Raw genomic sequence first — 25,857 nt, 5'->3', positions numbered from 1 at the left:
GCGGCTTTATTGTTTAAGGTAGTCTTAGATTAACGAATGCATTGTGGTCTTGGCTCAAACTCACTCGCTCTAAGCGGTAGCTGAATCACCTTGCCACATCCTGGTGGCGCTTGCTTACCCGTTTGCTCATTTACAAATGCCCAGCGTATTGATGGCGGACGAGTATCAGCTATTGCTTGTGGGTTAAGTGGCTTTAGGTAACGTATATAGGCTTCAAGCGCTCCCACACTGCCTGTTAACCCCGTACTTTTGTTGTCGTCTCGACCAAGCCACGCAACAGTCACTGTATTTTGATCAAAGCCTGCAAACCAGCTATCACGTAAATCATTACTGGTTCCAGTTTTACCTGCTAGTTGAATTGACGGGAAGTGTAAATTTAAGCGTTTAGCTGTGCCGTCTTTCGTTACGCGCTTCATTGCGTACTTAGTCATGTACATTGCTGATTTATCAAAACGAGGCTCTGCATTTACTTGATGCTTATAAAGTACTTTACCAACCGAGTCAGTTAATGCCGAAATTGCAGTGAGCTTTTTATATTCGCCATCAGCAGCAATTGTTGTATAAAGCTGAGCGACTTCAAGACTCGACATTTCAACAGCTCCTAAAAGCAGAGACGGGTATTCGTCTATAGACCCGGTAGCACCTAACCCTTTTAATGTTTTTGCCACTTGATCAACACCTACATCAAGCCCTAAATTTACTGCAGGAATATTAATACTGTTACTAAATGCTTTGTAAAGAGGCATTGCACCACGGTATTGATGATCAAAGTTCTCAGGCTGCCACACTTTCCCTTGCTCATTTGTTACTTGCAACGGTGAATCATCAAGCAGTGTTGATAAATTATAATGTGGTAACTGAAGCGCCGTTAAATACACGGCTGGTTTAACTAACGAGCCTATATTACGTTTTGTATCTAAAACACGATTAAACCCTGAGTAACGTACATCGCGCCCAGCAACAAGTGCCGATACACCGCCTTTTTCGACATTAACTGAAATCATGGCGGCTTCTAATTTTTCAGTTTTTGGGCGTTTTTCTAAATACGGTAAGCTCTTTTCAATAGATTCTTCCATTGCTGTTTGTTTTTGTAGATCAAAATAGGTAAACACCCTAACACCTGCATCTAGTGTTTGTTGATCTGGCAACAATTTATTTAGCTCCCTGTTTACTAACTCTAAATAGCCCGGATAGGATTTTTGCAAACTAGCTTTCATTGGTGCAATATCAATTGGACGTTTAAGTGATGCGCGATATTCTTTTGTACTAAGCAGTTTACTTTCAACCATAAGGCGAAGTACTAAATCACGGCGCTCCATTGTGCGCTCTTTGTAACGACGAGGATTGTAATAAGAAGGGCCTTTAACCATTGCCACCAGCAGAGCAATTTGATCGTACTCAAGCTCGTCTACAGGCTTTGAAAAGTAGAAGTCAGAGGCAAGCCCCATCCCATGAACACCTTGGTTGTATGACTGCCCTAAATAGACTTCATTTAAATAAGCTTCAAGAATCTGATCTTTTGAATAACGATAATCTAAAATAAGTGCAATGAATGCCTCATTTATTTTTCGCATTAAAGAACGCTCACGCGTTAGGTAAATATTTTTAGCTAACTGCTGGGTAAGTGTGCTACCTCCTTGCACTGTACGCCCAGCTCTAATATTAGTATAAAGTGCACGTAAAATAGAAAAAACAGATACACCATGGTGTTCATAAAAATTACGATCTTCAACAACGAGTAAAGTATCTTTTAACATTGCCGGAAACTTATCCAATGGCACAAATTCTCTATCTTGTTTAGAATCGTTACCAATGCGGGCTATTTGCACCGGTTCTAAGCGAGCACTATTTAAACGCCTACCAAACTTATCTTTAATAGTAGCCACTTTTTGCCCTGAAAAACGAAGTTCAATAATATGGGACTCTTCAAGGCCATCATAAAACTCAAAATCACGACGATAAATTTTGATGCTATTTGCAGTCTTAACAAACTGCCCTGTTCGACTCAGCCTATTAACTGATGAGTAATTTAAACGCTCTAGCTCAAACACTACTTCCTGACTTGATAAAAACTGCCCCGGATAAAACGCCATTGAACGAGCATAAACCTGCGCTGGTAACTGCCATTTATTACCTTCAAATATACGTGTTGTTTTTGAATCTAAATAAATTAAATACATTGCCATAGCAATGAAAACAGCCAAGCTTAATTTCCAAAACACTGACCATGTTTTTCGCATAAAAGAGCGTTTAACAGTGGATTTAACTGTTTTTTTACGCCCCTTTGAGGTGCTTTTTTTTGTCGTGCTTGATGATTTTCTTGCACGTTTAGCTGCAGGTTTGCTGGTAGGTGTTTTGTTATTGTCGGCCATTTAAGTGTAATTTATTCCAAGGGTTATTCACGAGTGTGAGCTTAGCATATTGGGCATATCCTAACATCCGAAAAGTTAACCCCCCCTGAAACAAAAAAAGCCCTACCGAAGTAGGGCTTTGTGTAAACACACTATTATTTAAATAAACTATTAGCTATTTCGAACAGAAACAAATTCTGGGTAGGCTTCAATACCACAATCGTGTTGATCCATACCATTTAACTCTTCTTCTTCTGTTACACGTATACCCATCGTTTTGTTAAGCACAGTCCAAACAATAAATGATGCTACAAATACAAAGGCAAGAATACACACTAGACCAATTAACTGATTAACAAAGCTTGCATCACCATTAGTTAGCGGTACTAACATAATACCTAATGCACCACACACACCGTGTACAGAGATAGCACCAACTGGATCGTCAATCTTAACTTTATCAAGTGCTATAATGCTAAACACAACTAATGAGCCACCAAGTAAACCTAGTAAACATGCCATTAATGGAGAAGGTGAAAGTGGATCAGCAGTAATTACAACTAAACCTGCTAATGCACCGTTTAATACCATGGTTAAATCTGATTTGCCCCAAAGTATCTTACATACAAACAGTGCAGCAATAGCACCCATTGCAGCAGCTGCATTAGTATTAAGTAATATTTGACCTACCGCAGTTGCGTTTTCTTTATCCGAAAGTAGTAATTGAGAACCACCGTTAAAGCCAAACCAACCCATCCATAAAATAAATGTACCGAGTGTAGCAAGTGGTAAGTTTGAACCTGGAATTGGGTATATTTCACCGTTTTTACCATATTTGCCTTTACGAGCACCTAGGATTAATACACCAGCTAGTGCAGCAGCTGCACCTGCACCATGTACAATTGCAGAACCTGCAAAATCTACAAAGCCCATTTCAGATAAGAAACCACCACCCCATGTCCAGTAACCTTCAACAGGGTAGATAAAGCCAGTAAGTACTACAGCAAAGCCAAGGAAAGCCCATAGCTTCATACGCTCAGCAACAGCACCTGATACAATCGACATAGCCGTTGCAACAAATACTACTTGGAAGAAAAAGTCAGATTCTAAAGAATGGTCAGCATCAGCAGCTTGTGTGCCAATTAAAGCGCCTATTGAAGGAATAAAACCACCTTCGGCATTGTCTACATACATAATGTTGTAGCCAACTAATAAAAACATCGTACATGCAATTGAATATAGCGCGACATTTTTAGTTAAAATTTCAGCTGTGTTTTTAGAGCGAACTAAACCCGCTTCTAACATGGCAAAACCTGCTGCCATCCACATTACTAATATACCTGATATTAAAAAATAGAAGGTATCGAGTGAAAATTTTAGTTCTATTATTGTATTTTCCATGATTCCCCCTTAAATCGCTTCTTCGTCAAGTTCGCCAGTACGGATACGGACAATTTGATCTAGGTCGTACACAAAAATTTTCCCGTCACCGATTTTACCTGTTGATGCGATTTTAGTAATTGCTTCTACAACACGCTGACAATTCTCAGTACGAGTCGCAATTTCAAGTTTAATTTTTGGAATAAAATCTACTTGGTATTCAGCTCCACGATACAATTCTGTATGACCTCGTTGACGCCCAAAACCTTTAACATCAACTACTGTCATTCCTTCAATCCCTAAATCAGCGAGTGCTTCACGCACATCATCTAACTTAAATGGTTTTATGATTGCACTAATCATTTTCATAGCGGCCCCCTCGGACTCTTTATTGTTATCCTGTTAGCCAATACAATCCAACCTTTGTGCCACTATTTTATAGTATTATTAAACAATAACTTAACTACAAAACCAAAAAAAAAGACAAAAAAAACGCACCATTTAGGTGCGTTTTTTTAACAAGCCAGCTACATTGGTGCATTAGATGATTCTGCACCAATTAAAAGCAATAATGCATTTATACAATACAGTTGCGTCCTCTATTTTTAGCTTCGTATAAAGCAGTGTCTGCAACGCGCATTGCATCGCTTAAGCTTGTGTTTTGAAATTCGGCTAAACCAATACTAGTAGTAATAGTGAATGACCGATCGCTGATAGAAAAATCATACGTTGCCATTTTTTTTCTAAATGCTTCGAGGTATTCGCGCCCTCTAGCTAGCCCTATATCAGGTAAAATAATGGCAAATTCCTCCCCCCCAACTCTCGCAACAGTAAAGTTAGCAAATGCAGAACGAATCAGTGCTCCTACTTGCTTTAACGCTTGATCACCACCTTCGTGTCCTAATGTATCGTTTATGTTTTTGAAAAGATCGATATCGAGTAAAGCTAAGGTGTTATTTTGATTTTTAGTTTTTAATAATTTTTCTGCATATTGATAAAAATAACGTCGATTATAAAGACCCGTTAAATGATCTCTAAAAGCACTCTCTTTGATATCTGCAATTAACGAAAGCTGTTCCATTGTTTGTAACACCCGACAATGAAACTCTTCATTCATAAACGGTTTTGTTAAAAAATCGTTCGCGCCATATTTGATAAAGCGGGCCGATAAACCATGTTTTCCAGCCCCCGATAATCCTATAATCGCTAAATCATCACGGCCTCTAAAATTTCGCACCGCTTTAACTAGTTCAAAACCGTCCATTGTAGGCATTGCATAATCAGTCATCAGTAACTTAATGTCAGGGTCTGCCTTTAATATATCAAGCGCTTGTTGGCCATCGTGTGCCGCTGTTACATCAAATAATTGCTTTTCGAGCATTTGCTTCATCAAGGAACGACTCAATACAGAATCATCTGCGATTAATGCTTTACACCCTTGGTTTCGCAGAAGCTGTGCTACCAACTTCACCGCGTAGTGATATGAATCGCGATTATCTTTTATTACGTAATCGACAACCCCTAACTCAAGCATTTGCTGGCGTTTATATTCATCAATTTTTGAAGTCAGTACAACGGTTGGGATTTTTTTAGATAAGGTATATTTTGCAACTTCCCCGTTCGGTGCATCAGGCAACGTTAAGTCTACAAGAGCAAGTGAGTATTTATGTTTTTCAACATTCGCTTCACATTCAGCTAAAGACCAAGCGAAATCGACAGTAACGTCTAAATAATGTGCAGTTAAGTGGCGTAGAACCTGCTGTACTACTTTACTGTCTTCGACCACTAATACTCTTTGCATAGACCCTTCTCTTAACTTCTGATTAATTTTGCGGTATAGCCGCAAGTACAAAATATCACCACTTCATTCTCACGGTATAAAATCATACAAAAGAGTCAATAATAAGCTGGCACGTAAATATACCGGATTTTTATAAGTAGCTAAATAAATAAATTATAAATTAACCTAAAAGCACATTATTACTTATTCAACCAAAAATATCGGTCACTAGTCTCAATACTTTTGTTATTTAGCTAGTAATTGCTTTTAATAGCCTATCAACAATAATAAGGATACCTCATGACGCTTTGTCGGATTATCAGTTTACCAATCGCTATTATCACCTTAGTCCTCAGTACTGCCTCACTTGCAGATAACCAACGCCGTATAGATGTCGACAGTAAAGTAATTACTCAACACAAAGCCAAAATTAACGGCCAACGTTTTGGCTATACAGTTGCCACAGGTACGCAACCTGTGTGGGATGATAAAGGCGATGCGATTGCAACGCTTCAATATACCTACTATACCCGTGACAAAGTAGACGACAGAACAACTCGCCCACTACTCATTTCTTTTAATGGTGGTCCCGGCTCTGCATCAGTATGGATGCACCTTGCCTATACTGGGCCTAGAGTATTAAAAATTGATGACGAAGGTTACCCTATTCAGCCTTATGGCGTAAAAGATAATCCTTACTCAGTGCTTGATATTGCCGATATTGTTTATGTAAACCCGGTAAATACCGGTTATTCTCGCGTACTTGAAAATGAGAAAGGCGAACTCCTTTCTAAAGCAAAGCAAAAAGAGCTATTTTTTGGTGTAAATGCCGATATTAAATACCTTGCTGAATGGTTAAATACTTTTGTAAATAGAGCAGAGCGCTGGCGCTCGCCTAAATTTTTAATTGGCGAAAGCTATGGCACAACACGTGTATCGGGTTTAGCTCATGAGCTTCAAAACAGTCAGTGGATGTATATTAACGGTGTTGTACTCGTATCACCTACCGATATTGGTATTAAGCGCGATGGCCCAATAAAAGCTGCCAACCGCCTACCTTACTTCGCTGCAACTGCTTGGTATCACAAAGCACTTAAAGCCGATTTACAAGCTAAAGACTTAGACGAGCTATTACCAGAAGTTGAGCTGTTTACTGTAAATGAGTTAATCCCAGCTCTTGCTAAAGGTGGCTTTATTAATGCAGATGAAAAACGTCGTATAATTACAAAAATGGCGCACTATGCTGGCTTGTCAGAAAAATTTGTTGAGCAAAATAACTTAGATATTCCAACCCAGTTTTTCTGGAAAGAATTACTACGTGAACGTGGTCAAACTTTAGGGCGTCTAGACTCTCGCTATTTGGGGATGGATAAACGAGGCGCAGGTGAGTCTCCTGATTACTGGGCTGAACTTACGTCATGGTTACACTCTTTTACCCCTGCAATTAATTACTACTTACGTGAAGAGTTAAACTATAAAACAGATGTAAAATATAACTTATTCGGTAATGTTCACCCTTGGGATAGAACGGGTAACAATACTGGCGAAAACCTTCGTTTGGCAATGGCGCAAAACCCTTATTTAAACGTCATGATCCAATCAGGGTACTTTGATGGCGCAACCAATTACTTTGATGCTAAATACACGTTATGGCAGTTAGATCCTAGCGGAAAAATGAGGGAACGTTTGAGTTTTAAGGGCTATAGAAGCGGGCACATGATGTACCTTCGCCATGCTGATCTAGAAAGCTCTAATAATGACCTGCGTAACTTTATTAAAAATGCCTTGCCTAAAGAAGGCCAAGCCGCAAAATACTAATCTCTAAATTTACTAGAGGTGGCTCTTATTGAGCCACCTATTTATTTTCATATTGCTGACAATAACGACTTAACTGAGCTATCACAGCGTTAAAACATAACTCTAACTCTTCAATTAAGTTGCTTTGGACACTTTTATTTTCTGCCAAAGTTTCAACTTCCTGACAAATATCTGCAAGTCGTATCGTCGCCACTGATTTTGATGATGATTTTAAGCCATGGGCCTGAAATGCTATGCCAGTAAAGTTATCGCAGCTTGCATACTCACGTATCAACTTAACTTGCTCCCCTGCTGTTTGCAAAAATGCATTAAATACCATGCAATGTACTGCGGGATCATCTCCGAGCATTGCACGCAACACAGATAAGTCGAGTTGATCACACGAATGGGTCGCTGTTTCAGGCTTTTGATTGGTTTTAACCTCAGAATTAACCACTGTTTTCGTGTGCTTAATTAAAAGTGATTTAAGTTTCACTAACTCAACAGGCTTAGTTAAAAAACCATTCATACCTACTTTATGGCAATCGTCTAAATTCTTTTTAACAATATTGGCTGTAATGGCAATAATGATCAAAGGTTCGAAACGACTATCTTTTCGTATTCTTGTCGTTAGCTCAAAACCATCTAAAAGAGGCATTTGGATATCCGTAAGTAAAACATCAAAGTGCTTGTTTTGTAATGTTTGCCAAGCCTGCTCTCCATTACTTACAAAAGTTGAGCGCACACCGAGTATTGTTAATTGCTGCTTTAATACTTGTTGATTGGTAATCTGATCCTCAGCAACTAATACATCTAAAATAGGCAAAGAATTTGCTGAAAAGTTTTTATCTTTGATTACGCAAGCATCTGAATTAGAAGAAAAACCAGCCTGTTCAAAAGTATTAAACGTCAAACTGAAGCACGATCCTTTATTTAATTCACTTTGTACTGATATTTTTCCTTGCATGCGCTCAACCAACTCCTTGGTAATGACCAGTCCAATACCTGTGCCATGGACCTTCCTCGTTTCTGCACCTAATCGATCGAAAGGTTTAAACAATCGAGAAATATCATCATTTGCAAAGCCACCCCCTGTGTCAGCAACGCTAATTTCACACTGCTGATTATTTAAAATTTTACAACTTATGTAAATCTCACCATTTCGTTTATTATATTTAATCGCATTAGAGAGTAAATTTAACATTACTTGTTTAAAGCGACGTTTATCAATATAAAAATTTAGTCCTTTAAGTAAATCGAACCCTTCAGTGTACAGAGTCATTGACTGTGCTTTTGCTAATTCACTTACAAGCTCCACAGAATCTTCGATAAGTGGTTTGATAGGCACATAATCAAAATTAAATTGCATATTTCCAGACTCGATAGCCGTTAAATCAAGTACATCATTAATCAATAAGAGTAAGTGTTCACCAGCTCGGTAAATACTTTTGGCGTTACCTTTTTGTATATTATTAGCAAATTCGTCATATTCATATAACTGAGCGAAACCTAAAATAGCATTTAACGGAGTGCGTAATTCATGGCTCATACTTGCCATGAAATCAGACTTTGCTTTACTTGCCGATTCAGCCTCAATGCGCAGCCTATTCAATTTTTGATGATTACTTTGAACTTCAATAGCCATTTTATTAAATGCATTGATAACACTGCCAATTTCATTCTTTTGTTGCCTATCAACATGACAATTAAAATCGCCTTTTGCGAGCTTTGAAAAAGCAAATTCCAGTCTGCGCAAAGGCGTTGTGATTCGATAATCAACTAACCAAGCAAGTGCCATGAAAAAAATAACGAGTATGGTAAATTGACTGTATATTAGTGTGTAATGCAGCTTTGAGGATTCATTTATTTCGTTAGTGAAATTAGCGACTAAAATAATTTTTGCTAGAGGTTTATCTAAAAATAAAACCTGCTGACTTAGTACAACATCACTACGCTCAATTGTGCCCTGCCAAGTGTCCAATGGATACAATTGGTTTTTTGTTACCTCATCTATAACTTGGATTCTTTTCCAATTCGGTTGAATTTCTAGCTGGCTATCAACCTGCTCGTAAAGTTCAGCATATTGGCGAGTAAGCAAAGGAGTTGTTACTGAAGTAGACAGTTGTTGCAGTGACCGTTGTGCGGTTTTAGAAAGTCCTTCGTTAACCCAACGAGCTTGCTCTGGTAGTGCGTAAAAAATAAAAAGACAAACCAATAAAAAACCAAATGTTATTACAGCAACAAAGCTTTGTACTCGCAGACTACGCCACCAATTAATTCTCAACATAAAATGCGCTTAGCCCCCATTCAGTTAATTGTTGATACTCCGCTAAGGTCGCAATACTGGGCTCTATAATTGGGATCCCTGCAAATAAATGTTTATGCTCATCACTTTCGCCTATATTTAAAAAAGCACGCTGTACCTTAAGCTGTATTTCACTTGCAACTCTCGGGTGAGCAACAATTGGATGGCGGCTAATTTCACGAGTTTTATAAATAACTTTGAGCTTTTGTTGTAAATTTTTAGGTTGCTGTTTTAATGTACCTAAAACTCCACCTCCCGCTTTAGTCGAGTTCAGTGCTACGTTTAAGTACACCGAAGAGTGTGTTTGTACATAAACGGGCTTAATTTTTAGTCCATACAGTAAAGCTAAATCGGCGCGCATTAACAATGAAGCACCTAGTGCATTTGGTGCAGGAAACGCAATTTCAGCTCCCTCTAACTGGCTTAAATTATCTATACCACTTTTTTTATTAACAACTAAAACACCTTGGAGTGATCGCCCTGCATCTTTTATTAAGGGTAAATAACCTTGTTTTTCATGTGCTACAACACTGTGCCAAGGGTTCATATAAGCAAAATCATATTCTCCATTAGCAAAAGCCTGTTCAAAAACAGGTATAGACTTAACCGTAATTAACTCAATTTTTACACCTGTTTGCTCACTCACTTGTTTGAGTAAAGGCTGCCAAATAGCATTCAATTTTTGCGATTCATACTGAGGTACAACACCAAAAGTATATTCTTGAGAAAACAACCATGAACTTTGCAATAAACATAACATAGCAACGACATACTTCATCAGCTCTCCTAATATGAGTGTGTTATTACTATTAGCTTAGTTAAAGACTGAGTAAGTCACCATAAAATTCTTATCTGTTCAGCATTTACCAGCTTTAATCAGAGGCGCTTTTACTTGATACCTCTGATGAATAAGAATGTCATGTAGATTGAGCAGGGTTTTGTAGGTACTTTTCAGACCTACTTTATTATTAAGCCAAGTAGGGATCATGCCTGCGGATAAAGCATAAACTTGATAAGCAATGCTTAAATTGTTGCCTTGCTGAGTTAATAACCACTTTGCATTTAAAGTTTTAATTCTGACCACATTTTTATAAAGTGGCAGCTCTTTTGGGCGCGCTTTAATAACTAGCTGGCTTTGATTTGGTGTTAATTGTGAATAACACGAATACGTGACTGCGTCTCTATTTGCAACTGGCCAAGGGGAGTCAAAATAGCTGTAAACGAGGTTTTCTGAGGGGCTCAGTATTTTAATAACACTAACTTTCGAGGCGTTCTCTATCCACTTTTGCGCCACTTGCGTATCACTAAGTAACGCTAAAAAATCCTCAGTGGTGACACCATTTACAACTAGCTCGCCTTTAACTTCAAACGTATCATCATCATGAATTTGATAATATACGCTTACCCCTTTCTCATTTTTGTACAAATGCCAAATCGGATTAGCATACGCATTAAAGGCTTGCATTAAAAAAAAGAAGCAAGTGCACTTTTGAATAAAGTTTGGCTTACAAAAGTGCCTTGTTATTATTTTTGCCAATACGGTTCTATATCAAATGACGCGAGCCGGCTTTGCTCCATCGCATTTACCAAATACTCAGATTTTTGCTCAAGCCACAACTGAATTTTAGCGAGTTGCTCATCTTCTTGCCCAGCACATAACTGCTTTAAATACTCCAACGTACTTAACTCATACATTCCATGGGAAATATCCAACCAAGGCAACCTAAATTCCAATCGCTCCTCTTTATCAAATAGAGCACCTAAGCAATTGCCACTTAGTAGGCTATTTTCAAGCTGTGTACGCAAGCTTAAATAATCAGTAATACTGAGAGTTTGCTCTTTTGGGAGCATATGATGCAAGTTTTTCCAATCTTTATTAAACAGACGATTAGCAATCGATGAAACTGGCTTTTCTGCAGCTTGAAGTTCAACCTGCCCCCAATCTTTACGCCAGTGCTTATCAATTAACCAAGTTGTTAACGATAATAGTAATCGATTATAGCGCGCACTATGAAACAGCGCATTGATATCATCAATACTGGGTTGAAGCTCTTTTAAGTCATTAATAACTTGTGCAAGTGCCGGCGCTGCATTTATTTTTCTATAAAAAGCATGGCGTTTAGAGGTATAGGTTTTAAGCTGAATTGCATTTTCAACCCATGCTAACTCACTTAATAGCCATTTAAGTTCAGTGCGAAGATGGTCTGTGCTTTCTTTAGATACAATATCGTCATACAACCAAAAAGTATGCCGGATTAAACTAATACCATCTGTTACTCTTTTCAGTGTTTTTAAACTTGGTTTATCGAAATAACATTGCTCATGTTTTTGTACAAACCGGATACCAAAATTCATTGCTGCAACTAATGCACTTTCTTGACTTGGTGAACTAGACAATTGCACAAAGCCAATGGATTTACTTGGTTTTAATGGTTTTTCATCAGCCAGACGATAGCCACGTGCCGCTTTAGAATATAAACCTAAACGAATACAGTTTTGACTCACCAACTTATCAGCTAAAGCAAAGAGTTCGTTGCGACTGCCTTCAACCAGCTCAATCTCAAGTTCGCTAATAACCTCTATTTTACCAGCCGCTGCAATTTCGCCTTTATCAAGTACGACTTCAATTTTGGCCCCTGTTTCAGTCTCTATTAACCAAGTACGGCGAATAAAGTTAGTACTGAAAATGGGGTATAAATTTTGTGAAATTGAATCAACTTGCATACCATGAGGCCAGATGTTGGCGTTAAATGCCATCAAATTAGGTCGATTTGATTCAAGTGGTAAATTATATTCAGGGCGTTGATGCAGCCCACCAACAACTTCACCTGCAAGTTTTATAGTTTGCTCACATTGGGTATCCGCACAACGCGTTCTAAACCCGATATCAAGCGCTCTAAGTTCACGGTTCGGTGTATCATAGTATGAGTTTTGCAAACTGCGTGAAGGCTTGTTTATAACCGTTTTTGCAAATTGAGTAATTAAAGAGGGGATCAGTGGAACTACGGCATCTGATACCAAAAACTTCAGTTCTATCTCAGTATCCATTTGGTCTGCGGATTACCTTTAAAATAAATAAGTGCTCAAAATAAACAAAGCGCATCCACAATGCAAATTTTTTAGTCTTATTTATGCCTAAAATCATGACTGGGTTACAATATCAGTCTTGCTATTAAGCGCTTAAATCCATACTATCTGGCTACTTATGTGAAATAAAAATCACGTTCATCATGGACGCAGTTAGATTAACAAGGTAGATAAATGCTAAAACACTGCTTATTAGGGCTACTTTTAACAGCCACCACATTTATGAGCCATGCAGAAGAAGCCCAAGCGGCAAATTCCACTGATGCAAAAACCGCTTATATCATCGATAATTTATATACTTTTATGCGCTCTGGAGCGAGTACAAATTATCGCCTTCTTGGCTCTGTAGATGCAGGAACAAAGTTAACTTTATTATCAGCTGAAGAAAATGGTTTTATCAAAATTAAAGACGATAAAGATCGCGAAGGCTGGATAGAAACCAAGTTTGTTACCCAAACTGCTGGTTTACATCAACAATACCAAACACTGAGTAGTGAAATGGGCACAATGCAAGAAAAGTTACGCCTAGCTCAAATAGAATTACCGCAGCTGCAAGAGCAGAATCAAAAATTAACAGATCAAAACCAACAACTTTCTGAGCAAATAACTAAATTAAAGAGCACACTGGAGATAGAGCGGACTCAAAAAGAAGCTGCCAGCTCTAAAGAAAAACGCCAGCTACTTACTTATGGTGGCGCAATTGCATTTTTAGGACTGTTTTTTGGTATTATTTTAACTATTGTGCTGTCGCGTCGTAAACGTTACGAAGGTTGGGCATAAACTCACAGCTGAGTGTATACAAAAAAGCCGCTTTATAGCGGCTTTTTGTTCTCTGTATTTTCATGCAGTTCAAGTTTAGGTGCGCTCATACCTTTGAGTAATCGACCAAATATATCTGCGCCAGTAATAATACGCTTTTCATCACTCCACACTAATACAACGTCGTGATCAATGGCACCATCAAACGATTTGTCAAGTGAATGGTTTGCTCTTATTTTTAAAATAACTTCACTCAAACGCATGGTTTCATCTGTAACAATGATTGGCCTGTGGCAATAGTGATATGGGTCAAAAGCCTCTGGTTCAAACAATGCTGAACGTAAAAAACCATCTGCATCAACCACCAATAACGGCCAACCATCTTCATTAGTAATGATCACCCAGTTATAACCTGATTTATGTAACTTACGTAAAAATTCGTTATCGGCAGTCAACGTAAGATCAGGAAATATCGGTAAATCTAGCTTTGTTGGCAATGCAATTATAGAGTCAGGGTCAATCACCTCACCTTCTTTGGTTACACTGATCTCATCTAAACTAAAAAAGTTAAGTGCGCCAATTCCTTCCACATGCTGAACATCAGCCTCTTCGGCTTCAATGTGTTTACGAATAATGCCTCTTAATTCGCTTTCAGCAAAGTACGTAATACCCTCTTTTCCAAGCCATGCATCAAGCACCAAAGCAGTTGGTTTAGCTACAACGTAAAACAGTATCTGGTAAAATTTTATAAGTGGTGACAACATACTCGCCATTTTAAGCGCATTACGCGAAAAATAAGCTTGGGGTGTAATTTCACCAATGATAGTAATTGCGATAGTTGAGAACAAAAATGAGCTTGCCCCCATTAATACCGAATCAGAAAGCAAAGTAAGTAATACGTTTATACCTACGTTACCCCACAAAATAGTCGACAATAAAAAATTTGAATCATTACGCAGCGCCATTACTTTTATAGCGGCTTCGTTACCTTTCGTACTTTCCATTTCAAGTTGTAATCGGCTTAGCGAAAAAAACGCCAAATTCAAACCAGAAAACATTGCGGACTGTGAAATACACAGTCCAATTGCACACCAAATCATGACATCAAAAGTCATTATATTTTCCTATTAAAAAAGCTTATAGCAACAACAAGCTGCCTAAACCTAAAAAGGTTACAAACCCTACAATATCAGTAACGGTTGTTAAAATTACCGAGCCCGACAATGCTGGATCTATTTTCATTTTGTCTAAAATAGACGGAATAACAACACCCGCTAACGACGCTGCAACTAAGTTTAATAATATTGCGACTGTAATCGTAATACTTAGCATAATGTCGCTAAACCATAAATAAGTAAGTGCACCAATAACAAACGCCCACACCAACCCATTTACAGCCCCCACGCGCAGCTCTTTTTTAAGTAACGCTTTACGGTTGGAGTCGGTAACCTGGCCCAGTGCCAAGCCGCGAACAATAACGGTCAATGTTTGACTTCCTGCAATCCCTCCCATAGAAGCCACTACTGGCATTAACACCGCTAACGCAACCACTTGCTCTATCGTTGCCCCAAATAATCCTATAAACCACGATGCTAAAAACGCCGTTGCTAGATTAATGCCTAACCAAATACCTCGGTTTTTAGCACTTTTTCGCACACTTGCGAACAAATCTTCGTCTTCTCTTAAACCACCCGCTTTAGCTGCCGCTTCATCGGTAATTTCTTGGCGCAATTCGTACGCTGAGGCAATCGTTAATCTGCCAAGTAACTTGTTATCTGCGTTTACGACTGGCATTGCCATTTTCTCTGAGTGAATAACGACTTCTGCCGCTTCATATAAATCATCATCTGCATGTAATGATGAGAAATCATGATTAGCCAAAGCTATTAAACTGTCAGTGTCACTCGCTTTTATTAAATCGTTAACAGCAACCTCACCTATTAAGCTGCCTTTTCTACTGACTAAATAGATAACTTCACTGTATTGTGGCAAACCTTTATGCAACAGCTTTTTAGCCCCACCAGCGGTTAATTTCTCTGATACTTTTAAGAAATCAAACCCCAACCAATGACCTAGTTGTTCAGGTGGATATTGCTGTGCTAATTCGTATTGTTTAATCTGCGCTTCGTCGAGTTGTTTTTTAGCATACTCAACAAAGCGTTCTGGAATAACTTCTTCTAGTTCAAGCAGCTCTTCTACATTAACTTCATCTAATAATTTAAATGCATCGTTATCATCTAACGTTTGCAGTAACCATAGACAGCTATCCTCACTTAAATTTACAAAAATTTCATGTTGCGTGTCTTCATCAAGCAATAGCCAAATTTCAAGGCGTTGCTCTTTTGGTATCGCCTCAAAGAGTAAAGATAAATGCTCAGTAGAGAGTGTTACCTGCGCATCAGCTAATAATTTATTTTTGCGTTCTGTTGTATCGCATTGAAGTAAATCATTTATTAGTTGTGGAAGTTGATCAACCGGATACTCAATCATTTTAAAACCTTAAAATTTAAAAATGCACGTTACTTACAGTTTATCCTGACAACAAAAATTTGCTGAGAAAACTTGAGTTTATTAAGCATGTACAGGCTATTTTTGCGCATTGTATGGGCAAAATAAAAACGGTACTAATGTTTATTTTAAAAAATTAAAAAAACAGTAAAAGGGATTATTTTTGAGGAGAGAGTCAACACAATAAGCAATCCAAATAGATTGCTTTTGCTACAAAAAAAGGCCCATATTAAAAACTAATATAGGCAAACAAGAATGAAATAGGTGCGTACATTTAAAGGCGGTCGGTAATGCTGCGTACAAGTTCAGAATCTAAGAATTGAGTTACCAAGGCAGCTCCCCAGGCATACGTCCGTTGAATTGGGTAACCTTTAAAAATCCAGCGTTTACGTACATGATTAAAATGCTCCAGATAATCTTGCTTAGCTTGGGGCATAGGGTGTTCAGCAAGTTTATTCCACGCCTTGTAGACACCCGACATATCTGAGCCTCGCATAAAGCGCTGTAGCCATCGAGGAAAACGAGCGAAGCTAATAGTTGACTGAAAGTCGATAAAATAAGGTTTACCGTCAGCACCACATAAAATATTACCCATATTACGTAAATCTAAATGCACTATCCCTTTGCGATGCATTTTTGCGACTTGACGCTCAAGCTCGCTAAAAAAATCAACTGGAAGCTTTTTACCTTGATGAATTAAAGAACGAAGTGACGTGCCCTCTATATAGTTATAAGCCACTGCAATCGGCGATAAACGGCAAAAACGATTTGCTACCGCGTCCAACTCAGATAATCGACTCAAACCTTTATATTCTTGGTTAACCGAAATACGTGCAAACGATTTACGAATAAACCAAGGACTTTGGCTAAAGTCTTTCATTATTAAATCAAATCCATCATCTTTATATCGATAAACAATAGCATTAGCAAAACGTCCTTTATGAACAACACTTAAACGATGTTGCACAAAAGTGTGCTCTGGAAATTGTTGCTGTAATTGCGCTAACAAATCATTTTCAATCATAACAAACCTCACAAGATAATAACCTTGATTGCCTAGGCAACTATATTAACAAAATTCGATTTTACCTACAACGGAATCACATGTTTAGGGTCTTGATTTTCTATTGAAACAGTATCGCTATTTTATTGATAATCTATTTTTTAGAGGCTGTTTGAGGCAGTGATTCTAGGTTATTTATTGCTTTGAACAGCAAATCCATTAACTGTTTTTTTTCAGATTCTAAAAAACCAGTTAATGCCTGAGTATATACTTCGTTTACTACTGGCATTATTTCTGGGTAAAGTGCTTTTCCTTTTTCACTTAAACATAAAATGGTTGAGCGTTTATCAAACTCACATTGTGTTTTAGCTATTAAGCCTTTTTCTTCAAGACGGCTTAATAGTCGACTCATTGCACCTCGGTCATAAACCATATGCTCACAAAGCCCAGCAAGCGTATTAACAGACTCTTTAGCTAGCAACACAACAACTATGTACTGCGCCGAAGTTAAATCCATAGGAAGTAATTTGGTATCAATATGCGTAACCAGCGTTGAGCGTAAAAAAGATACCAAACGCCCTAAGTCTTGTTCAGGGACCAATTCATCGCGAGTACAGCGTTTAATTGATGTCATACTTTGCATTAAAATCCACTCAATTTAGTCTGTTTACATCCAAATAGACCGATCTACTTTAAAAATTGTAAAACTTGCCAATAAAGTTAAGCCGCAGTTAGCGGCTTTAATAACGGCAAATACAGAAATACTAAATTTTAAACTGCCCAACTAATTGGCCTAGACTTTCACCTCTTCCGGCTAAGTGCTCACTAACTGATGACGTTGTTTTACTCGACACTGTAAGCTCATTAACTATTTCTTGAATAGCATATACATTGCGATTTATTTCTTCTGTTACACTACTTTGTTCCGTAGCGGCTGTCGCAATTTGCGTACTCATATCGTTAATTGATGTCACTGAATTGGTAACCGATCCTAAACTATCGGATATAGCTCGTGATGACTCAACTGAACGATTACAGCTTTGTTGGCTTGCTTGCATTGCACCTACCGCTGAGGACACTAGATTATGTAGTTCACTCAGCATTTCATTAATTTCAAGTGTGCTCACTTGCGTACGACTCGCCAAGCTTCTTACTTCATCTGCAACAACAGCAAACCCTCTACCGTATTCACCAGCACGAGCGGCCTCTATTGCGGCATTAAGTGCTAATAGGTTTGTCTGTTCTGCAATACCGCCGATAACACTCAGCACACTATTAATTTTTTTAGACTGCTCGCTCAGTGAATCAACCTGTTCAGCAGCGACGTTTATTTCATCCATTAATTTTGATACTTCGCTAAGTGAAATATCAACACACTCTTGTGCTTTAGCAACTTCCTGTGTTGCAGCCTGAGTTGATACAGCAACTTGCGTAGTATTTTGTGCAACTTCATGTGATGTGGCAGACATTTCAGTAATTGCGGTCGCAACTAACTCTGTTTCATGATTATGATTGAGTAGCTTGCCCTCAATTAGTCGTGTTTGTTTATTTATATCACTGGATGCTGATTTCACATCATGTGTAACATCAACCACATTCGCAATAATACCGTGTAGCTTACTGACAAAAACATTAAATGCTTCACCTAATTTACCAATTTCATCATTCGTGTCTATCTCTAGGCGCTTAGTTAAGTCACCTTCACCTTTTGCTATGTCGTCAAGGCTCTGCACCATTCTTTGAATTGGCTTAACCATGGTATTCGCTGCAACCAATGCACATGCAATCGTTAAAACAACCCAAAATAAAGCAATTAGCAACAAGGTAATTACCTTATCATTCATATGCTCTTGCATCGTTACTTCGTATTTAATTAGCTCTGCTTCTATATCATCCATATATGCGCCAGTGCCAACCATCCAATTAGTTCCTGGGATCATGGCAGCATAGCCCATTTTCTCTACTAGGCCTGTCGTATTAGGTTTTTGAAAGTGGTAGTTAAATGCGCCACCACCTTTTTGAGCCTGTTCGAGTAACCCGACTATAATTTTTTTACCATTGGGGTCTGTCATCCCTATTTTATTTTGCCCTTCAATGGCATCACCTAATAACGCATGAAAAACACTAACACCGTTTGTATCGTAGATGAAAAAGTAACCCCCTTGACCAAAGGTTAAGTTTCTAAGCGCATTTTTAGCATCTTGGGCAGAGCCAGTATCTAATTGGTGACGAACAATTTTGCTCGCAATTTCGATTTCTGTACTTAATAAGTTCTGTTTATCTTTGATCAATTTAGTCTTAAATGAATCAAAATTTTGCTGCTGATTTTTAGACTCTAAATAATAAGAACTCAGCATTAAGCTAGTTAAAAGTAACATCAGTGGCAAAATAGCTAATAACAACAATTTGTTTTTTAAGCTTAAATTACTCATTATTTCTCCAAATCTAAGGCAGTAAATTTAAACAGCAACAACATAAAATAACAAAAGATACTTTTTACTTTATGCTCACTGATAAAGGTAAATTAGTTTATTTACATACAACTTAATATTTACGAAGCGTGTAAATATTAAAGGTAAATGTCGAGGTAAGAGCCAAACCAACCTTGGCGATTTTGTCCATATTATAGTTGTAAGGCATACATTTTAATACTTAAAACATTGCGACCTTAGTAGTAAGCAAAGTAATGAACCTAACCAATTACTCCCACCAATAAGTAAAACAACGAAAAACAAAGATGAAACTTAGGAACAATCATGTAGTTTTTTTATTTTTATTAACATATAATCACCCTATCTTACTAATACGAATTACCTATCATAAAATCGGAACGCACGTCATTTCTTATCTCTGCTTAATCCCAACCAAAATGAATCATCAATGAAGTACATTCTATATTTTACGCTTTTAATTTCTGCTCATGTATTCGCCAAGCCAATAAACAACAGCACTGCTTTTTATTATTCAGCACCGATGCCTCTTGCTGAAATGACATTTTATTCTCGTGTGGTAGTGCAACCAGAATTAATCACAGAGCATGAGCTTAATTGGCTTACGCAGCGTAACATTGCTGTTTATGCTTATCTTAGTGTGGGTGAGTCATTCGAAAAAAACACGTCATCACTTGTTGTTAATCCCAATTGGAATAGTCATATTTCCGATTTAACTTCTACGTATTGGCATAAACACATTAAAAACAGCGCTAATGATTTAAAAGACCGTGGTTTCACTGGCTTATTCTTAGATACACTAGATAGCTATCAGCTATTAGATACAACAAGCAATAAAGCAGACCAACAAGCTGGGCTAATTTCAATTATTGAGGACCTCTCAAGCTCATTTGATAAACATTTAATACTCAATCGTGGGTTTGAACTACTTCCCAAGTTAAAAGGGTTCGCAACTGATTTAGTAGCGGAGGGGTTATATAGCCATTACAATCCTCTTGATAATAGCTACAAACTCACTGCCGAAAGTGATCAAACATGGCTAATTGCACAATTAAATACAGCAAAAAACTTGGGCTTTAATGTACAAGTGATTGATTATGCAAAGCCCAAAAATCGCCTTGCTATGGCTCAAAAAATAATAAAAAACGGTTATGCACCTTGGATAACTGACGGACACCTACAAACATGGGGAACGTCAAATATCACACCAATAGCTAGGCGTATTCTAATTCCTTACAATAGTGATATTAAGCCACTTATCTATACTACGGTGCACTTAAAACTTGCAACCATGATTGAGTATTTGGGGTATATCCCTGATTACATTGATGTAGCAAAAAGAGCGCTTCCTCTCATAGATCCAAGTTTACATGCTGGCGTTATTTCGTGGACTACCAGTGATGCTTTTTATACCCCGGCGATAACTAATTGGCTAGAAACAAATTTAGGCGCTGTCCCTTTGTTAGTTATGGGAGAATTACCGCTTTCGACTACACTACTAATCAAACTAGGTGTAGAAGCACTCAATGTATTACCTCCTGCTCCTTATGAATTAAATTACTTTGCCCCATGGTTCAAAGGTGAAGCCGCGACACCACCACCAATAGTAAAACCATATTTACTGAAACTAGCGCCAAATGCCACTGCGCTTATTAATATAAAAGCGGCTGATGGCAAAATTGTTGTGCAAAGTGCAAAAACAAAATATGGTGCTGTGGTGGTTGCCCCTTGGCTAATTGATACTTTTCCGATGGAAGGTAGTAAGTGGGTTATCGACCCTCGTACATTGCTGACAAAGGCGATGGAGCTCCCGCCTATCTTAGTCCCCGATACAACAACTGAAAGTGGTAGGCGCATGCTTACTCTACATATTGATGGTGATGGTTTTTCAAGTATTGCAAATTTTACAGGTAGACCTTATTCGGCAGAAGTGATCCGCGATGAAATAATTAAACGCTATAAACTCCCTTTAACATCATCAATTATTCAAGCAGATATTGAAGCTACTGGACTTCACTCAAAAGCGAGTCCTAAATTGGAACGTATTGCGCGCAGTATTTTCGATTTACCCTATGTTGAAATTGCATCTCATACTTATAGCCACCCTTATTTTTGGACCGCACTCTCTGGTCGGAAAAAAATAGATGAGGATGACACCGACTATGGTTTTCATCTTGATGTGCCAGGATACGACACTATAAGTTTAAAAAAAGAAATTACGGGCTCTATAAAATACATTGACGAAAAGCTGGCACCAAAAAATAAAAAAACAGTATTAATGCTGTGGTCTGGTGACGCAACACCTGGGCCAAAAGCACTTGAACTTGCCCGTGACGCGGGTGTATTAAACATTAATGGCGGCAACACCGATGCAAATGCCGATAACCCTAGCCTGTCTCATATATCGCCAATTGGGCGACCTGAGCGCGACCTGTTATATCAAATTTATGCTCCTATCTTGAATGAAAATGTATTCACTAATTTATGGCACGGGCCTTATTATGGGTTTAAACGTTTAACCGAAACATTTGAAATAACAGAAAAACCATACAGATTAAAGCCTTACACTATTTATTATCACTTTTATTCGGGGGAAATACCTGCTGGTCTCGATGCCTTAAAACACAATATAGACTATGTTTTAGCACGGCCAAATACACCTGTACATTTGAGTCATTTTGCAAAAATTGCAAAAGATTTTTATTTCTCTGCATTAGCAAAAAATAATGACGATGAATGGCTATTTAGCTCAAAATATATTCGTACTTTACGGATACCTAGCGATTTTGATATACCAAATATAGCCCAAAGTGAAGGGATATCTGGTGTAACTCAAAAAGGCGACTACGTACATATTATCAATAATATTGCCCGCCTTAACTTTGATCACAGCCAAAATAATAGTAAGCCTTATTTAGCTTCTGCTAATGTGGTTATCGATAATTGGCAGGTAAATGGCGCAGTAAGCTTTAAAGCTTGGGTACCCGCTTCACTTGATTTAATGAATGGACGTGAATGTCAATTTACATCTCATTTGGGAGAGCGCTTTAAAGGTATCACTCACGGTAAATTAACGCATTTCAAAATACCTATGGGTGACTTTTATGGCTACCTTAACTGTGCTGGGACTGCCCCATAATGAATTCTAAAAAACGCCCTCAGTTAGTATCTATAAAAACAATATTAACGATATTAGCCGTAAGCTGCTTTGCACTTTATGCGTTATTTCCGCATACCTTATTTTTTGAAGATGATACGCTTTCACAAGATTATACTTTTGAAACATCGTACCTAAATGCAGCGCTTAATACTGACCCTGACAATGAAAAACTACGCGCTAAGCTAATTGAGCTACACATAGAGCTAAGCGAATACGCACAAGCGAAAATTGAGCTTGCAAAGTTACCTAAAAGTGAGCGCAAAGCGACACTTGAAATCAAACTACTTTACTCATTATGGTTAGCAAGTGGTGCAAATATAGATGATAGATTTGAAGAGTTATCTTTAAAAATAAAGGCCCATAAAAATTGGAATGAACAAGTGCTAAGCATAGCTAAAGCGCTTGGCTTAAATGTAAGTGTTGCACAGTACTACCAGCTAAAAAACAAGCCATTACTCGCCGCTGATTACTGGTTAAGTGCAGGCGAACCAGTTAAAGCATTAGTCATTTATAAAGCAGGTATACACGCGAATATAGCTGAAAAAGCAATTGAAACAGCGCTTGGCGCAAATGATCCTGTGCAAGCCTATATTTGGTGGAAAAAGTATGGTGACCAAGCTAACACTGAACGTACTCTTTATTTAGCTGACTTAGCCGGCAATACAGAAGATGCTGCAGATGCGGTAGAAGCCCTACTAAAAGCTACCCCTAATAATGCACACTATTTAACTAAGGCAATGTATTTACGCTTAGCCAATGGTAATGCAAAAGGTGCCGAACAATTACTCGCAAAATTGCTAATAAAAAGTCCAAATAACAAAGAACTCCATTTACTAAATTGGAAAGTAAAACGCTGGCAAAATAAACCCAGCGAAGCACTTAATGAATTTAAGTGGTTAATGGCAAATCATGCAGTAACACCAGCCATGCTTAGTGATAGCATAAACGATGCAACCTCTCTTTATTTGTATCAAGATGCAAATGATATTTACGAATACAAAGCGCAAAATAGGCAGTTAAAAGGCAATGGTTTTGCTAAATGGATGCAAACCAATGAGTTCATCGGCAATGCAAAAAAAGAACTAAATCATATTGAACGATTTGAACAAATTAGTGGTAAAAGTGTGTTATCACAATACTGGAAAGCTAAAGTACTGCACGATACTGGTAACTTAAAAGGCTTAAGGTCACTATGGCCAACATACCAAGGTCCAAAAAATGAAGAAGATCTATTATGGCTTGCCCGATCATTTTGGCTTATCGATGATTTTTCAACCGCACTTACCATTTTAAAGCAAAAACAACAAAGTACAGACACTGAATTTTGGACTGCACGCGTTGATATGGCATTACGAGTTCAAAATAAAAAAGAAGAGCTTTATGCGCTAGAACAATTAATGACCATTAGTGAGCTCAGTGTAGGTGATATGTTGCACTATCAACAACTGCGCTTTGAGAACAATCCTCAAGGCCTTCTCGATTACCTATGGCAGCAACCATCACTTACAATTAGACAATTAATCCAAGTTGCATTATTGAGTTCACACGTTGATGATGAAGAATCGATAAAACGTATCCACCAAGAACTCGAAAAGCAGCGCTATAATAAAGCACTTTATCCTGCTTGGTTAATACTCTCAAACTGGTATCAAAACAAAAGCGATTTAAATTCAGCCTATACCACTTTAAACCGCGCAGCAAAACTAAGTGAGTACAATCCAGACGTGGTGCTTGCACAAGGTTGGTTAGCACTGCAAATGCACGATACAGTAATGATAAAACGTATTATAGATAATCATTCAGAAGATGAGACTACTCACGGCTGGACGCAACTGTTAGCTAGCTTATCGATTCATGAAAAATCATATAATAGCGCTTACTTTTACTTACGAAAGTTAGCGCTGGCTGATCCAAACGACTTAACAACCCTGGTTAACTTAGCTGATGTAATGAAACAGCTTGGTTATTACGCAAATGCCACCGAACTTAATCATTATTTATTACAACATTTACCTAAAGATAAATACGCCTACCGAGGCTTAATGTACCGCTGGGCAGGTGCGATGGCTATTCCACATTTAATGCAACTTAATTCAATGGATGAACTAGCACCCGAGACAATTGGCGAGCCTCAAACAAACTGGTGGTTAGCACGACGAGCAGCACAAAAGTTAGCTCCTTGGCAAAAACTACAACTTTACATGACTAATGGCGAGTTTAATAAAATTAAACAGCTCATAACGCAAAATGCACTAACCGAGGAAGATAAGTTAAATGCACTTCTCTACCTCAGACAACCCTACGCAACAATGCAGCGTTGGTACGAAGAACTAACAACTGAGCCGAGCGAATCACAATTAAGTTTGGTTCGTAATGCCCGAGGCTCATACTTTAGAGCACTTGAAATTAATTTATCGCCTGAGGCCGGATTAAACAGTAGCCAATACGATGTAAATGTTTATTTTCCTTATGCCAATGGCCAGTGGAAACTAAGCCTAAGTAATCAGAAAAACTTTAATAATAATGGATTACTGTTTGCTGTAGAAAATAAAATGACATGGGGTCGCTGGTATTTCGATGCAAAAATTGATTCCCACCAAGGTCGTTTAGCAAATCGTCAGGGTATTAGCTTAGATTCTCGCTATCAATGGGATTCTCGTACACAAGTTGGTTTAAAGCTTGAGCACAATGTTGAAAATCGCCAGTCAGAGGCCTTACTTAGTTTTGCGCAACTTAACAAAGCTACGGCCTATGTAAACTATAATATTGATGGTCGACAAAACATGCAATTATCGGCCGCTATAATGTCTTTTTTACGACGAGATAGTGGAAGTTCACTCATCAACGGGCAAGAGTATAACGCCCGATACCAATACCGTATTTTAAAAGATAGGCCAATTTGGACTGCTTATTTTAGCGCGCAATGGCAAGATTTTGAACAAGTGAACACGCTTATAAATACAGGTAACGATGCCGCATTAAATATAGAACTTCAGCCATTTAGACGCTTTGCGCTCGGTACCTCATTTTCCTCAACCAGCTCACTAGAACCGCCCTATTTAGGTACTAGCCCATCATGGCTATTTGATATAAGCACCGGTTACCAAACTATCAACGATGATATTGATGTGTCTGTTTCAAGTGGCGCTGGTTGGTCTATTTTAGGTGATGATTTATTTAAATTACAGCTGGGTTACCAAAGTAGTAATAAGGTTGGTAATTCAGATACACAGTTACAATTAGGATATTACGTACATTTTTAATGTTAGGAGAAAAT

The 25,857-nt window shown here is 38.1% G+C and carries 18 protein-coding genes; 5 read left to right on the top strand and 13 right to left on the bottom strand.

The window, feature by feature from the left end; all coding sequences use genetic code 11:
- Window positions 1-29 precede the first annotated feature (29 nt).
- Window positions 30-2,204: a penicillin-binding protein 1B gene (mrcB, locus tag NRL14_RS00445; RefSeq protein ID WP_306723726.1), complete on the bottom strand. Its 2,175-nt coding sequence runs from the start codon at window positions 2,202-2,204 to the stop codon at window positions 30-32.
- On the opposite strand from mrcB, the gene NRL14_RS00440 reads away from it, so the two are divergent.
- Entirely contained in the window at window positions 2,191-2,376 is a 186-nt protein-coding gene (locus tag NRL14_RS00440) for a hypothetical protein (protein ID WP_239462867.1), read from the top strand. The genes mrcB and NRL14_RS00440 overlap by 14 nt on opposite strands.
- Before the next feature lie 146 nt (window positions 2,377-2,522).
- Here NRL14_RS00440 and NRL14_RS00435 read toward each other — a convergent pair whose 3' ends face one another.
- The 3 genes from NRL14_RS00435 to NRL14_RS00425 all read right to left on the bottom strand — a co-directional run bounded on the left by NRL14_RS00435 (window position 2,523) and on the right by NRL14_RS00425 (window position 5,532).
- Window positions 2,523-3,752, bottom strand: a complete 1,230-nt coding sequence (locus NRL14_RS00435) for an ammonium transporter (protein ID WP_033015526.1) — start codon at window positions 3,750-3,752, stop codon at window positions 2,523-2,525.
- 9 nt (window positions 3,753-3,761) lie between these two features.
- Window positions 3,762-4,100 carry a P-II family nitrogen regulator gene (locus NRL14_RS00430; RefSeq protein ID WP_004587162.1) on the bottom strand — a complete coding sequence of 113 codons (339 nt, stop codon included), beginning with the start codon at window positions 4,098-4,100 and terminating at the stop codon, window positions 3,762-3,764.
- Window positions 4,101-4,308: 208 nt separating this feature from the next.
- Window positions 4,309-5,532 (bottom strand): response regulator, encoded by a 1,224-nt coding sequence (locus NRL14_RS00425; RefSeq protein WP_008134558.1) that lies wholly within the window; start codon window positions 5,530-5,532, stop codon window positions 4,309-4,311.
- Between the two features lie 279 nt (window positions 5,533-5,811).
- Between NRL14_RS00425 and NRL14_RS00420 the strand changes: the two genes are divergently transcribed.
- The gene (locus tag NRL14_RS00420) at window positions 5,812-7,329 is read left to right on the top strand and encodes a S10 family peptidase (protein ID WP_008134559.1); all 1,518 of its coding nucleotides are present in this window, start codon (window positions 5,812-5,814) and stop codon (window positions 7,327-7,329) included.
- A gap of 37 nt (window positions 7,330-7,366) precedes the next feature.
- On the opposite strand, the gene NRL14_RS00415 is transcribed toward NRL14_RS00420, so the two are convergent.
- From NRL14_RS00415 to NRL14_RS00400, 4 genes are all read right to left on the bottom strand, one after another.
- Window positions 7,367-9,595 (bottom strand): ATP-binding protein, encoded by a 2,229-nt coding sequence (locus NRL14_RS00415; protein WP_306723725.1) that lies wholly within the window; start codon window positions 9,593-9,595, stop codon window positions 7,367-7,369.
- Window positions 9,582-10,391: a phosphate/phosphite/phosphonate ABC transporter substrate-binding protein gene (locus NRL14_RS00410; RefSeq protein ID WP_007376105.1), complete on the bottom strand. Its 810-nt coding sequence runs from the start codon at window positions 10,389-10,391 to the stop codon at window positions 9,582-9,584. Before NRL14_RS00410 ends, NRL14_RS00415 begins: the two co-directional genes overlap by 14 nt.
- A gap of 78 nt (window positions 10,392-10,469) precedes the next feature.
- Entirely contained in the window at window positions 10,470-11,138 is a 669-nt protein-coding gene (locus NRL14_RS00405; protein WP_033028973.1) for an START domain-containing protein, read from the bottom strand.
- Window positions 11,138-12,661, bottom strand: coding sequence for a CYTH and CHAD domain-containing protein (locus tag NRL14_RS00400; protein ID WP_306723723.1), 1,524 nt, complete (start codon window positions 12,659-12,661; stop codon window positions 11,138-11,140). The genes NRL14_RS00405 and NRL14_RS00400 overlap by 1 nt, the downstream gene beginning before the upstream one ends.
- 213 nt (window positions 12,662-12,874) lie before the next feature.
- On the opposite strand from NRL14_RS00400, the gene NRL14_RS00395 reads away from it, so the two are divergent.
- Window positions 12,875-13,480 carry a TIGR04211 family SH3 domain-containing protein gene (locus NRL14_RS00395; RefSeq protein ID WP_008134564.1) on the top strand — a complete coding sequence of 202 codons (606 nt, stop codon included), beginning with the start codon at window positions 12,875-12,877 and terminating at the stop codon, window positions 13,478-13,480.
- A 32-nt stretch (window positions 13,481-13,512) separates the two neighbouring features.
- Here NRL14_RS00395 and NRL14_RS00390 read toward each other — a convergent pair whose 3' ends face one another.
- The 5 genes from NRL14_RS00390 to NRL14_RS00370 all read right to left on the bottom strand — a co-directional run bounded on the left by NRL14_RS00390 (window position 13,513) and on the right by NRL14_RS00370 (window position 19,402).
- Window positions 13,513-14,574 (bottom strand): DUF21 domain-containing protein, encoded by a 1,062-nt coding sequence (locus tag NRL14_RS00390; RefSeq protein ID WP_008134565.1) that lies wholly within the window; start codon window positions 14,572-14,574, stop codon window positions 13,513-13,515.
- A gap of 22 nt (window positions 14,575-14,596) precedes the next feature.
- A complete protein-coding gene (locus NRL14_RS00385; RefSeq protein WP_008134566.1) occupies window positions 14,597-15,949 on the bottom strand; it encodes a magnesium transporter in 1,353 nt (450 codons plus the stop codon).
- A 292-nt stretch (window positions 15,950-16,241) separates the two neighbouring features.
- On the bottom strand, window positions 16,242-16,991 hold the full coding sequence (locus NRL14_RS00380) for an RIO1 family regulatory kinase/ATPase (protein ID WP_306723722.1): 750 nt from the start codon (window positions 16,989-16,991) through the stop codon (window positions 16,242-16,244).
- 133 nt (window positions 16,992-17,124) lie between these two features.
- A complete protein-coding gene (locus NRL14_RS00375) occupies window positions 17,125-17,613 on the bottom strand; it encodes a MarR family winged helix-turn-helix transcriptional regulator (protein ID WP_306723721.1) in 489 nt (162 codons plus the stop codon).
- A 121-nt stretch (window positions 17,614-17,734) separates the two neighbouring features.
- The gene (locus NRL14_RS00370) at window positions 17,735-19,402 is read right to left on the bottom strand and encodes a methyl-accepting chemotaxis protein (protein ID WP_306723720.1); all 1,668 of its coding nucleotides are present in this window, start codon (window positions 19,400-19,402) and stop codon (window positions 17,735-17,737) included.
- Window positions 19,403-19,850: 448 nt separating this feature from the next.
- Here NRL14_RS00370 and NRL14_RS00365 point away from each other — a divergent pair, with 448 nt between their 5' ends.
- Together NRL14_RS00365 and NRL14_RS00360 are read left to right on the top strand one after the other, a co-directional pair.
- Window positions 19,851-22,559 (top strand): endo alpha-1,4 polygalactosaminidase, encoded by a 2,709-nt coding sequence (locus NRL14_RS00365; RefSeq protein WP_306723719.1) that lies wholly within the window; start codon window positions 19,851-19,853, stop codon window positions 22,557-22,559.
- Window positions 22,559-25,843: a tetratricopeptide repeat protein gene (locus NRL14_RS00360; RefSeq protein ID WP_306723718.1), complete on the top strand. Its 3,285-nt coding sequence runs from the start codon at window positions 22,559-22,561 to the stop codon at window positions 25,841-25,843. Before NRL14_RS00365 ends, NRL14_RS00360 begins: the two co-directional genes overlap by 1 nt.
- Window positions 25,844-25,857: the final 14 nt, after the last annotated feature.

This window comes from Pseudoalteromonas sp. 20-92 (genome assembly GCF_030847595.1).
In the GTDB taxonomy this organism is placed as follows: Bacteria; Pseudomonadota; Gammaproteobacteria; order Enterobacterales; family Alteromonadaceae; genus Pseudoalteromonas; species Pseudoalteromonas fuliginea.
This window is presented reverse-complemented; position numbering and strand designations above follow the sequence as displayed.